The sequence below is a fragment of the Lactobacillus helveticus DSM 20075 = CGMCC 1.1877 genome, from assembly GCF_000160855.1.
Taxonomy (GTDB): Bacteria; Bacillota; Bacilli; order Lactobacillales; family Lactobacillaceae; genus Lactobacillus; species Lactobacillus helveticus.
The window spans coordinates 232585-245313 of record NZ_GG700753.1 but is presented as its reverse complement, the minus strand read 5'-3'; the positions used below and the strand labels follow the sequence as shown (position 1 = coordinate 245313).

Genomic DNA, 12729 nt, shown 5'->3' with positions numbered 1-12729 from the left:
TATTTACTTAGGAAAAGAAAATGAACGAAGAAAAGACAAATTTAGAAACAGGATTAACTACAGCTGAAGTTGAACAAAAAATTGCAGCTGGTGAAGTCAACAAAGCAGTTGACGATCAATTTAAAACAAATAAACAAATTATTCGTGAAAATGTTTTTACCTACTTTAACTTGATTTTCTTAGTTCTATCTATTTTGCTGGTAGTGGTTGGAGCTTATAAGGACTTGACCTTTTTGCCAGTAATTATCCTGAACACCGTTATCGGGATTGTTCAGGAAATCCGGGCCAAGAAAATTTTAAGCAAGTTAAATGTGATGAATGCCACGGATATTGGAGCTTTGCGGAACGGAAAAGAGGAGCAGGTTCCAATTGAAAAACTGGTTAAGGGCGATATCGTCTTATTAAAAACCGGTGATCAGATTCCTGCAGATGGTCAGGTCATTAAAGGAAATATCCGCGTTAATGAATCACTCTTGACAGGTGAATCAGATGAAATTACTAAAGAAGTGGGCGACGAATTAATGTCCGGTTCTTTCGTGGTTTCGGGCAACGCCTACATGCAGCTAGAAAAGGTTGGTAAAGAAAGCTATATTTCCAAGTTGACTATTAAAGCTAAGGCAATGGGAAATAGTGAACAATCTGAAATGGTTCGCTCGATCAATAAGTTGATTAAATGGGTTGGGATCATCATTATTCCCCTGGGAATAGCTCTTTTTTCGATGAGCTTTTTCGTTAATAAAATGTCGCTTTACCGCAGTATTGTTTCCATGGAAGCAGCCATTATCGGTATGATTCCGGAAGGCTTGTATCTTTTGACAACGATTGCGTTGGCTCTTTCTGCCGTAAGATTGGCACGCAAACAGGTAATGCTGCACGACATGAAGAGTGTTGAAACCCTAGCCCGCGTTAACGTATTATGCGTTGATAAAACCGGTACGATTACCGAGCCTAAGATGAGTGTAGAAAAGGCAGTACCTTCCAAGAATTATCAGGGTGATTTGGACAAAGTAATTGGTGATTTTGCTCAAAATATGCCAGCTGATAATGCCACAATGAAGGCTGTTCATAGCTTCTTTACTCAAAATACCGGGCAAAAAGCCAGCAGTATTTTGCCATTTACTTCAGTTAATAAATATAGTGGTGTCGTTTTTAATGATCATACTTTGTTAATTGGAGCACCAGAAATGGTATTAAGAGACCAATTTGACGAATATCAAGCCGAATTTGAGAAGTATGCCAAAACCGGTTATCGTGTCTTAATTATTGCCGATTATCCAGGAGTTTTAACCGAAGATGATTCTAAGCTAACTAAGCCAGTTGAGGTTTATGGCTACATTCTTTTGACTAATCCGATTAGAAAAGAAGCCAAGGCAACCTTTGAATACTTTGCTAAGCAAGGGGTAGCCATTAAGGTGATCTCCGGTGATAATCCTGTCACCGTTTCGCGAGTAGCTCAACAAGCTGGTATTCAAAATTCAGATGCATATATCGATGCTTCAGAAATTCCAGAAAATGGCTATGAAGAAGCCGTTCAAAAATATAGCGTCTTTGGCAGAGTGAAGCCGGAACAAAAACGTAAATTTGTTAAAGCTTTGCAAAAGCAAGGCAACACCGTAGCTATGACAGGCGATGGTGTTAATGATATTTTAGCTATGAAAAAGGCTGACTGTTCAATTGCGATGGCTTCGGGAAATAGTGCGGCAGTCCAGGCTTCCCAAGTTGTATTGCTGGACTCAAACTTTGCTAGAATGCCGATGGTAGTTAACGAAGGTCGACGCGTTGTTAATAATATTCAACGGTCTGCCAGTTTATTCTTAGTGAAAAATATCTTTTCATTCTTGATGGCTATCTTCTCATTGGTAATGGTAATCAATTATCCTTTGCAGCCGTCACAGATCACATTGATCTCGGCATTTACGATTGGTTTGCCATCATTCTTGCTTGCACTAGAAAGCAACCACAACCGAATCCGCGGACAATTTATTCCAAATATTTTATCCCGTGCGATCCCTGGTGGGCTAACCGACATGCTAGCAGTAAGTATTCTGGTAGTGGCAGGTGGTTATATTGCCCTAGATCATAATGATGTGGGGACTACTGCCACATTATTGTTAGTAGCAGTGGGGATGATGGTGCTTTACCACATTTCGGCACCGCTTAATCGTTTCCGCTTGCTGGTTATGCTGGGTTCGTTTTTAGGATTAATTTTGGCGATTATCTTCTTGCATGATTTATTCTCACTTAAGATGATCTCAGATAAGGCGATCTTCATCTTAGTAGTGCTATTCTGTGCGGCTACTACTATTTTCCGTTGGTTATCTAGAATTTTAGATGGTATTCGTGAAGTACTAGTGATCTTTGATCAAAAGGGCAAGAACATGACCTTCGGCGAATTTAAAGAGGCATATCGTCGCGGCCGAGAAAATAAAATTGAATAAAAATTAAAAAATATGTTGACTAGATTAAAATAAGATGATAACTTATTTATAACAATTATTAAACAAACATCTTGAAGAACTGAGTAACTAGAGCTTCTATCTATAAAGAGAGCTGACGTGGTGGTGAAAGTCAGCAGATAGAAACTAGTGAATATGGGTTTGGAACGATGACTGATGGTGATATTTAGCTATCAGCGGTTTTGCATCCGTTAACAGTGCAGGCTATTTTTTGATAGTCGCTGAGGCTTAAACTGCGTAAGCAGTGAGTGAATTAAAGGTGGTAACGCGAGCATTCGTCCTTTTAGGGATAGATGCTCTTTTTATTTTCATGAAAAATGAGGGGTTGATATAATGAGAAAACGTAGACGCAGAAATACAATTATTTGGTCAATCATTGGAGTATTGATCATTATTGCTGGCTGGTTCAGCTTTGGACCAGGATTGAATTTTAATAATCAAGCACAAAATAAAGTTGTGACAGTTGGTGTTGTTGGTCAAAGTAAGCAGGACGCAGCCATCTGGAAAAGCGTAGCTAAGACTGCTAAAGAAAAATATGGCATTACTATTAAAATTAAGAACTTTACTGACTATAACCAACCAAATAAGGCTTTGAAGTCAGGGGATGTAGATTTAAATGCATTTCAACACTATGCCTTCTTAGATGCTTGGAATAAGTCAAATGGCGGTGGCGTTGTCCCAATTGGTAAGACTTACATTGCGCCAATTCGTTTGTACTCTAAGAAGTATCACAAGCTTGCAGATTTGCCAGACGGTGCAACCATTGCTATTCCAAATGATGCTACTAATGAATCAAGAGCATTGTTTGTTTTGAAAAATGCTGGCTTGATTGATTTAAGAAAGGGCAAGACACTTGTTACTGTTGCCGATATCACTAAGAATCCGCATAACCTTAAATTAAAGGAAATTAGTGCTGAGCAAACCGGTCGAGTAATTAATTCAGTTGATGCATCTGTAGTTAACAATGACTATGCTGTTCCTGCTGGTTTGGGCGATAAGCAAACCATCTATATCGAACCAGTTAACAAGGATTCTAAGCAATGGATCAACATTATCTGTGCCAGAAAAGGCGAAGAAAATAATAAGCTTTACAAGGATGTAGTTAAGGCATTCCAAACTAAGAAAACTAAGCAATTAACTAAGCACTTCTACGGTAATTCTCAAATTACTGCTTGGGATATCAAGATTAAATAGGGAGGAAAAAGTATGAGCATTATTCAATTAGATCATATCGATGTAGATTTTCCGCAGAAGAAAGGTAAAGTAGTCAAGGCTGTTCAAGATGTCACTTTACATGTTGAAAAAGGCGATATCTATGGTGTAGTTGGCTTCTCCGGTGCCGGAAAATCAACTTTAGTTAGAACAATCAACTTATTACAATATCCTTCTGCCGGTGATATTCAAGTAAATGGCGTTGATTTTGTCAAAGATGGCAAGCAGGTCATTTCTAATAAAAAATTGCAATTAGAACGTAGAAAGATCGGCATGATCTTTCAAGGGTTTAATCTTTTGAATGAAACTACGGTGTTAGAAAATGTGGCTTTTGCATTGAAGCATTCTAAGCTTTCTGATGAAGAACTTGAAAAGCGTTCTTTGGAATTGCTCGACTTGGTTGACTTGAAGGATAAGGCTAACTTTTATCCGATTGAATTATCAGGTGGTCAACAACAAAGAGTAGCGATCGCTCGCGCTTTGGCCAACCATCCAGATATCTTGATCTCTGATGAAGCAACTAGTGCCCTCGATCCACAAAATACGCAACAGATTTTGGATTTATTAAAGAGATTGAATAAGGAATTAGGCTTAACCGTTGTGTTGATTACGCACGAGATGGATGTGGTTAAGAAGATTTGTAACAAGGTTGCCGTAATCGAGCATGGTAAGATGATTGAAAATGGCAACTTGCGTGAGATCTTCTTGCACCCTAAGAAGGAATTAACCAAGAGATTCGTTGGTGGTAGTTTGGAGGCTATTCAAACTCTTGATTCTTTGAACTTAGGCAAGCTTAGTGAAAACGAAGAAGTTTACCAATTGGTTTACAGCATTGCCAACGTGACTAAGTCAATTATTATTGAACTTTACCGTCAGATTGGTGTAGAAGTTTCAATGCTTTATGGTAATGTGGAGCTCCTAAATGGCGAGGCAATCGGTACTTTGGTTGTACTTGTTAAAGGTGATAGTGAAAAACAAAAGCAAGCTAGAGAATTCTTGGAGAAACAAAACGTTACATTGACGAGATTGGATGAAAAGGGGGATTTAAATGATTAGTTGGTTTGAAAAAATTTGTCCAAATGTAGTGCAACTAGGTTGGGGCGGCGACGCCGGCTGGGGTACCAGTATTTTTCAAACTCTCTTTATGACCTTCTGGGCTGCAATCTTTGGTGGTATTTTAGGTATTATCTTTGGTGTATTGCTTGTAATTACTAAAGATGACGGCATTCGTCCAAATAAGTTTTGGTACAACGTTTGCGATAAGCTGGTATCTATCTTTAGAGCGATTCCATTCGTAATCTTGCTCGCATTTGTTGCACCAGTTACCCAAAAGATCGTGGGTACGCAAATCGGTATGAAGGCTGCCTTGGTGCCATTGACCTTGGGTGTTTTTCCATTCTACGCTCGTCAGGTGCAAGTTGCCCTTGAAAGTGTGGACGCTGGTAAGGTAGAAGCAGCACAAAGTATTGGTGCTACTGTTTCAGATATTATCTTTGACGTTTACTTGCGCGAATCGCGTTCAGAATTGATTAGAGTTTCTACTGTGACTATCATTTCATTGATCGGCTTGACTGCAATGGCTGGTGCCATCGGTGCTGGTGGTTTGGGTAATACCGCTATCTCATACGGTTACAACCGTTTCAACAATGATGTTACTTGGGTAGCTACGATTTTGGTTATTATCTTGATCTTCATCGTGCAAATTGTGGGTGACTTCTTTGCTAAGAGAATGAACCATCAGAATAGATAAATTTTTGGATTAAAAATAAAGAGATTGATTATCTTCAGAAGGTTGATAGTCAATCTCTTTTTATTCGAGAATCATTTTAAGGGATGTATTCCTTAAAATGACTAAAAAAGTAGTTTTTATGGAATATAAGCGTATGCGAGGTGTTAATTATGATTATGCAAAAGTATGTAGCACGTGACGAATATCTGGATTTTTTGAAGAGACATCAAGATAAAAAAGTAATAAAAGTAGTTTCAGGGGTTAGAAGATCAGGTAAGTCTACACTCTTTTTACTTTTTCGTGAGTATTTGAGAAAAAATGGCGTTTCTAATGATCAAATTATTACTTTAAATTTTGAAGATATGGCTAATGAGCCTTTGCGTGATCCGCATCGCTTGTATGATTATCTTCAAAATAAATTGCTTCCTGATAAAATGAACTATATCTTTTTAGATGAGATTCAACACGTTCACGATTTTGAGAAGGTAGTAGACTCATTGTTCATTAAAGATAATGTTGACCTTTACTTGACTGGGTCAAATGCATACTTCTTAAGTGGGGAGATTGCCACACTTTTAACAGGACGTTATGTCCAATTAAATATGTTGCCTTTATCGTTCAAAGAATTTGTTGAATGGCACAAACAAAATGATCTTTTCACTGATAGAGCAGATATGTTTAATAAATGTTTAATAAATATTTGCAAAGCTCTTTTCCATATACGCTTTTTACATCTGATGATTTGGAAAGGATGGAGTATTTAAGAGGAATCTATTCAACGATCGTTTTAACAGATATTGTGACAAGATTGGAAGTTCATGATGTACCTGTACTAGAGCGGGTAATTCGGACGTTGTTTAGTGATATTGGTAGTCCAATCTCAATTAAAAAATTGCCAATACTTTACAAAGTAATCATTACTCGGCAGATAACAAAACGATTAATCGTTACTTGAATGGAATTCTTGAAAGTTTGCTAATGTATGAAGCTAAACCGTATGATATCCATGGTCGTGAAATTGTGCGAAGCAATAGCAAATATTATGTGGTTGATCCAGGATTACGGCAATTGCTTTTGCCTGATTATCAAGAAGATTATGGTCACATTATTGAAAATATCGTTTATTTAGAATTAAAGCGGCGCTATCTAAATGTCTATGTGGGGCAAACGTCAAAACTCGAAGTGGATTTTGTAGCATTGAATAATAGGAATGAGACTAGATATTTTCAGGTTGCATTGACTACTTTAGATGAAAATGTTTTGGCAAGAGAATTGCGTCCATTAAAAGAAATTAGAGATTCATATCCTAAGTATTTACTGACGATGGATACTTTTAATAAAGATGCTAATTATGATGGAATTCAAAAGAAAAATATTTTGGATTGGCTGTTGGAAAAGGATTAGTTGTAGAAACTTCTGAAATTTGAATACTAAAAATAAAGAGATTGATTATCTTTAAAATGTTGATAATCAATCTCGTTTTGTTTTTTAAATTCTATTTTTCAACTACATATTCAAAATGTGAAGGGAAAGGTATTAAGTTGAAATTTTTCTTATATAATCTGAAAATCTCTGCTGGAGTATCTTTCTTAAATACAATAGTCGCTACCTTGTTTTGATCAGGTTTAGCTGAAACTACCCAATCTAGAATTTTGGCGACAATTGTTTCTTCTGGTGTAGGCATACGTAAAATATCCATATCTAAAATTTCATTTTCCATAATTAAGCTCCTTATGAAAGTATATAGGCGTATGTTTTTTTAATCGTTACAATTATTATAATTGTTTTTTTCATCAATTATATAAAACCCTTTTCACCAATTGAAAAAGAAAGCCTTTACAGGTATCATAAAAAGTGATTACTAATAAAGACAACAACCTTATACTTATATAATAAGGAGGAAAAATATGAGCAAAGAAGAATATCGTATTGAAAGTGACACTATCGGTCCCGTAAAGATTCCTAAGGATGCATTGTGGGGACCACAAACTGAAAGAAGTCGTAACAACTTCCCAAGTGGTGAATTATGCCATTGCAAATCATTCGTGCCTTTTTACACTTAAAGAAGGCTGCCGCTGAATCTAACGTTGAAGTTGGCGATGAACCAAAGGAAAAAGGTGAAGCAATCGAAGACGCAATTGATCACCTTTTAGCTTTAAGTGATGAAAAACTTAGAAAAGACTTCCCACTTCACGTTTTGCAAACCGGTTCAGGTACACAAAGCAACATGAACGTTAACGAAGTAGTTGCTAACTTGGCTAATAAATTGCACCCAGGCTTAGACATCTTGCCAAACGATGACGTTAACCGTGGTCAATCCTCTAATGATACTTACCCAACTACCATGAACATCGTTGCCGTTGAAGCATTGGACAAGCTTGAACCAGCTATTCAACACTTGATCGATGAATTAGTAATTAAGGAAAAGAAGTACTGGAAGACTGTTAAGGTTGGTCGTACCCACTTGCAAGACGCAACTCCACTTACTTTTGGTCAAGAATTGTCTGGCTACATTTCCGCATTGAAGCATGATCTTTCATACATTCAAGAATTGAAGCCAACTCTTTATGAATTAGCTATCGGTGGTACTGCTGTAGGTACTGGCCTTAACGCCGCACCAGGTATGACTGAAAAGATTGCTGGCAAGTTGTCAGAAATTTATGGTCATGAATTCAAGGTTAAGACCAACAAGTTCTGGGGCTTAGCTCACCACTCAGGCCTTGACGTTGTTCATGGCGCTCTTAAGACCTTGGCTGCTGATATGTTCAAGATCGCTCAAGACATTCGTATGCTTGCTTCAGGTCCGCGTGCCGGTTACCACGAATTAAACATTCCAGCTAACGAAACAGGTTCAAGCATCATGCCAGGTAAGGTTAACCCAACTCAAGCAGAAGCTGTAACCATGGCCGCCGTTAAAGTATTTGGTAACGATACCACCATTACTGTTGCTTCCAGTCAAGGTAACTTTGAAATGAACGTCTTCAAGACTGTAATTATTGCTTCATTCCTTGATTCTTGTGACATTTTGACTGGTACAATTACTGGTTTTGCTGATAAAATGATTCATGGTTTAACTGTTAATGAAGACAGAATGGATGAACTTCTTGAAAATTCACTCATGACAGTTACTGCTTTGTCACCACACATTGGTTATCACGCAGCTGCTAAGATTGCTCAAACTGCCGATAAGGAAGGAACAACCTTGAAGGAAGCTGCCTTAAAGAGTGGCAAGGTAACCGAAGAACAATACGATAAATGGATGGGCTACATGAAGATGACTAATGTAGATAAGTCTACTCCAGAAGAATAGGGGAATGGAATATGCCGAATAATAAAGAATTAAAGAATAAATATGATGCAATTATTGTTGGTTCTGGTGGTACTGGTTTAACCGCCGCACTTCAAGCGCGTAAATTGGGCTTGAACGTAGTTATTTTGGAAAAGAATGAAAAAACTGGTGGTAATACCAGTCGTGCTTCAAGTGGGATGAACGCTTCTGAATCACTCGTTCAACTTCAAGAAGGAATCATCGACAACAACCGCGATTTTTATGAAGAAACATTAAAGGGTGGCGGTTTGTTAAACGACCGTGCAATGCTTAAGTACTTTGTTAACCACTCAGCTCTTGCAATTAGCTGGCTGATGAAGTATGGCGTTAACTTGACTGATTTGACCATTACTGGTGGGATGAGCAAGAAGAGAGCTCACCGTCCAGGCTCAATGGAACCAGTTGGCTTTTATTTGACTTCTCGTTTGACTACGCAAGTAAAAAAGGCTGGTGTTGACATCTTCACTAGCGCTAAGGTAAGCAAGCTTTTGCAAGATAAAAATGGTCGCGTTAACGGTGTCGAAGTTGAAACTGAAGATGGCGTTAAGACTATTAAGGCTAAGGCTGTACTTTTGGCTACTGGTGGTTTCGGTGCTTCAAAGGACATCATTAAGAAGTATCGTCCAGACTTAGTTGATTACAAGACAACCAATCAACCAGGTGCAACCGGTGACGGCTTGAAGTTAGCCGAAAATGTTGGTGCACAATTGATTCAAATGAACTTTATTCAAGTTCACCCAACAGCTGATACTGACAACCCTCACGTTTACTTGATCGGTGAAGGATTACGTGGTGAAGGTGCGATTTTGGTTAACAAGGCCGGCGAACGTTTTGTTAACGAATTGAGTACTCGAAAGATCGTTTCAAATGCCATTACAGATTTGCATGAAGATGGTGCTTACTTGATCTTCGATTACGGTGTACGAGCACACTTTGCTGCAGTTGAATTTTATGATCAAATTGGCTTGGTTGTACATGGTGATTCATTAGATCAATTGGCAGAAAAGATTGGCGTTGATCCCTATAACTTGAACGAAACAGTTTCAAATTGGAACAAGGCAGTTGAAACTCACAAGGATAAGGCATTCGGTAGAACTACTGGTATGGATCGCCTACTTGATCGTGGACCATACTTCGCAATTCACATTCACCCAGCTATTCATTACACTATGGGCGGTATTCACATTAATACTGATACCGAAGTTTTGGATACTAATGGTAATGTAATTAAAGGACTCTATGCTGCAGGTGAAGCTTCAGGTGGACTTCACGGCAACAACCGTATTGGTGGTAACTCAATTGCTGAAACGGTCATCTTTGGTCGTCAAGCTGGTATTCAAATGAACAAGTATGCTAGAACAATTAAATAGTTAATGATTGAAAAAACAATGCTTGTCAGGAGTATTGTTTTTTTAGTAAGATAAAAAAGATTAGAAAACTTGATGTTATAATATTATTTGCCTATACACTAATTACATATACGGTTAAATTATATAGCAGTTCTTAAAATAATGTTATTTTATAGGCCCCATGTTAAGGCAAATTAATGGTATGATAAAAGTGTATTAATTATCGGTACTGACTAAAATTTGAATATATAGATAAAAATTAAGCAGTCAGTAGTTTACTGGCTGTTTTTTATGATGGTGAGTAGGTAAAGAAGTATGAGCAAATTTACGGATATGTTTAATTAAGTCAATTAGAGCAGAGATTGAGTTCATTGATTTGGACAACGGTGAAGTCAAGCTAGATAAGGTTGAGGGTAAAGAAAAGCAAAATGCCCCAATCGATTATGATCCAAGCGATAAGATCGAAGAATTCACGAATGAAGGATATGAACTTGCAAGCAAAGACTTAGACATTAATGGTGTGAAACCGACTTACGATGATGATGGTCATATTTATTACATTGGTTTTCACCATGGCACCACGGTGTTGATGCAGATCATCCTGCTTATGGCTATAGCAGCGATCAATTGGCAATGAAGGTTACCCAAACTGTTCATTATGAAGGTGCCTCGACCAGAACACCGATCGATAGCAAGCTTGAAATGGATGTTCATAAGAGATTAGTGGTCGATCGAGTTAATGGTGAAATCATTAAGGATAGTCATTGGCAAGGCAAGTTTAGCAACTTTAAGTTGATCGCCACACCAATTGTGCCAGGTTTTGTGGCTGATCAAGCTGTTGTTGGTGGTAAGGCGATTAATGTTTTTCATCCTAATGAGACTTATACGGTTAAGTACGAATTGAATAAGAAGCCGGTAGCTGATCAAACGGTGAAGATCGAATACGTTGATATTTTGGATGACAACAAGGTTATTGCCACTGACGAAGTTAAGGGCAAGGCCAATATGCCAATAAGCTATGATGCCGAAGCTAAGATTGCCGCATTAGGTGAGCAAGGTTTTGACTTAGTTGACAATAGCTTCAATGGTGACGGCAATGTTCAATTCTTCGGTGACAGCGAGCAAGTGCCTGTCTTTGTCATTACCATGAAGCATAATTATGCTTTGGTTAATGAAAAGCATCCCTTGGATGGCGTTGATAAAAAAGAATACTCTAAAGAAATTTCATTCATCGTTAACTTCACAGGTGCTGGCGACAAGACACCTAAGCCTAAGAAGCAGACCGCTGTTTCGTTCGCTTTTTGTAATGCCCAAGAATAAAAATATTGTAGGTGCCAGCGAATGGAAGAGCAATCTCAAGAAGTTCGATGATGTAACAGTTCCAGAACTTAAGGGCTATAATGCTTCGGCTAATGTGGTTAAGGCATTGCCAATTGGTGAAGAAGACCAAGTAGTGACAGTTAACTACGTCAGCCAAGCCAAATCAGTACATGCTACAAAAGCTAATGATGCAAATCATACGCCACATATGCAAATAGCCATCATCAGTTTTATCGATATTGATAATAGTGGTGCACTCATTACCAGCTCGGGTGAGTTGACCGGGTAACCAGGTGAGAGCATTAACGACATTTATAGTACTGAGGTGCCTTTGAGGTGCTCAAGCAATTAGGCTATAAAGTAGTCTTTGATAACTTTGACGCACCAGGTGTGATTCAACGTTTTGACAATAATGATTTGCTTCCTCAAGTCTTTACCATCGGTTTAAATAAAGTGGCACAGGATGAGCCAAGCTTGAAGTTAGTGGATAATCAACAACAATAAAATATTAGTAGTTTAAGTAAGTAGGGGCTTAAAAATGCTATCAAAAAATAATTACAAAGAAAAGCTTCAAAAAATGAAGCCAAAAAAAGATCGTTTTTCAATTAGAAAATTTACAGTTGGAGCCGCTTCAGTTCTGATTGGTTTTACATTTATGGGAGCTGTGAATAGTCAGGAAGTTAAGGCGGATACTAAGCCGGTAAGTCCTGAGCCAAGTCCAGCAGCAAATGAGGATAAAGGTGAACAAAAGCAGTCAGATGCTGGTGCGGTGCAAGCAGAAGCTGAAACTGTAGATCCAAACGCTCATGTTGAAACTGAAAGAGTAGAGACACAAGATAATCAAGCTGCTAACGTGCAAACTGCAACAGATAAAGAGAATACGTTAAAAGTTAACTCAAATGTTGACACTTCAGCTATTACTACTGAGGCCGCTAAAGAAGAAAAGACTGAGGCTTCTATTAATCTGGATAATGAACGCACATTTAAACGGACTATCAATGTTGAGCTTCCAAAAGGTAGACATTATGCTGATGGTTCAAATAAGCAAAGTATCCAGCAATCAGTACAATTTGGTAGAACTGCTAATATCGATCAAACTACTGGTAAAGTGGTTTCATATGATAATTGGAAAGCAGCAAATAATGAAGGCACAGATATTCCAGCTAATAAGTGGGATCCACGAGACGTTTCACTTCCTGGTTATACTGCAAAGGCTAAAACTGCTGATGGTCAAAACTATGATTTGATTAATGGTACAGTAGTGCCAGGAGTAAAGTTTGATGCTAATAAGTTAGACCAATATAAGGATTTGCAAAATAAAGTAATTAATATTAC

At 38.0% G+C, this 12729-nt stretch carries 11 protein-coding genes and 2 pseudogenes; 12 read left to right on the top strand and 1 reads right to left on the bottom strand.

Annotation, left to right across the window (positions count from 1 at the left end; all coding sequences use genetic code 11):
* Positions 1–20: 20 nt before the first annotated feature.
* From HMPREF0518_RS04780 to HMPREF0518_RS04760, 5 genes and pseudogenes are all read left to right on the top strand, one after another.
* Positions 21–2438: an HAD-IC family P-type ATPase gene (locus HMPREF0518_RS04780; protein ID WP_003626665.1), complete on the top strand. Its 2418-nt coding sequence runs from the start codon at positions 21–23 to the stop codon at positions 2436–2438.
* A gap of 351 nt (positions 2439–2789) precedes the next feature.
* Positions 2790–3650, top strand: coding sequence for a MetQ/NlpA family ABC transporter substrate-binding protein (locus HMPREF0518_RS04775; protein WP_003626664.1), 861 nt, complete (start codon positions 2790–2792; stop codon positions 3648–3650).
* A 12-nt stretch (positions 3651–3662) separates the two neighbouring features.
* Positions 3663–4724, top strand: a complete 1062-nt coding sequence (locus HMPREF0518_RS04770) for a methionine ABC transporter ATP-binding protein (protein WP_003626662.1) — start codon at positions 3663–3665, stop codon at positions 4722–4724.
* Complete coding sequence (locus HMPREF0518_RS04765; RefSeq protein ID WP_003626660.1) at positions 4717–5418, top strand: methionine ABC transporter permease; 702 nt, start codon at positions 4717–4719, stop codon at positions 5416–5418. The genes HMPREF0518_RS04770 and HMPREF0518_RS04765 overlap by 8 nt, the downstream gene beginning before the upstream one ends.
* A gap of 149 nt (positions 5419–5567) precedes the next feature.
* A pseudogene (locus tag HMPREF0518_RS04760) lies at positions 5568–6801 on the top strand (ATP-binding protein).
* Between the two features lie 91 nt (positions 6802–6892).
* Here the strand turns inward: HMPREF0518_RS04760 and HMPREF0518_RS04755 are convergent.
* The gene (locus tag HMPREF0518_RS04755) at positions 6893–7117 is read right to left on the bottom strand and encodes a hypothetical protein (protein ID WP_003626652.1); all 225 of its coding nucleotides are present in this window, start codon (positions 7115–7117) and stop codon (positions 6893–6895) included.
* A gap of 187 nt (positions 7118–7304) precedes the next feature.
* Between HMPREF0518_RS04755 and HMPREF0518_RS04750 the strand changes: the two are divergent.
* The 7 genes and pseudogenes from HMPREF0518_RS04750 to HMPREF0518_RS04720 all read left to right on the top strand — a co-directional run.
* Positions 7305–8707: pseudogene (locus tag HMPREF0518_RS04750) on the top strand (class II fumarate hydratase).
* 11 nt (positions 8708–8718) lie between these two features.
* The gene (locus tag HMPREF0518_RS04745; protein WP_003626649.1) at positions 8719–10095 is read left to right on the top strand and encodes a flavocytochrome c; all 1377 of its coding nucleotides are present in this window, start codon (positions 8719–8721) and stop codon (positions 10093–10095) included.
* Between the two features lie 310 nt (positions 10096–10405).
* Entirely contained in the window at positions 10406–10711 is a 306-nt protein-coding gene (locus HMPREF0518_RS04740; RefSeq protein WP_307913916.1) for a mucin-binding protein, read from the top strand.
* Positions 10708–11394, top strand: a complete 687-nt coding sequence (locus HMPREF0518_RS04735) for a mucin-binding protein (RefSeq protein WP_003626647.1) — start codon at positions 10708–10710, stop codon at positions 11392–11394. Before HMPREF0518_RS04740 ends, HMPREF0518_RS04735 begins: the two co-directional genes overlap by 4 nt.
* A complete protein-coding gene (locus HMPREF0518_RS04730; RefSeq protein WP_003626646.1) occupies positions 11381–11683 on the top strand; it encodes a mucin-binding protein in 303 nt (100 codons plus the stop codon). Before HMPREF0518_RS04735 ends, HMPREF0518_RS04730 begins: the two co-directional genes overlap by 14 nt.
* Before the next feature lie 47 nt (positions 11684–11730).
* Positions 11731–11898, top strand: a complete 168-nt coding sequence (locus HMPREF0518_RS04725; protein ID WP_003626645.1) for a hypothetical protein — start codon at positions 11731–11733, stop codon at positions 11896–11898.
* 73 nt (positions 11899–11971) lie between these two features.
* Positions 11972–12729, top strand: a 758-nt coding sequence (locus tag HMPREF0518_RS04720; protein ID WP_244855807.1) for a YSIRK-type signal peptide-containing protein, incomplete at its 3' end; no start/stop codon positions are given.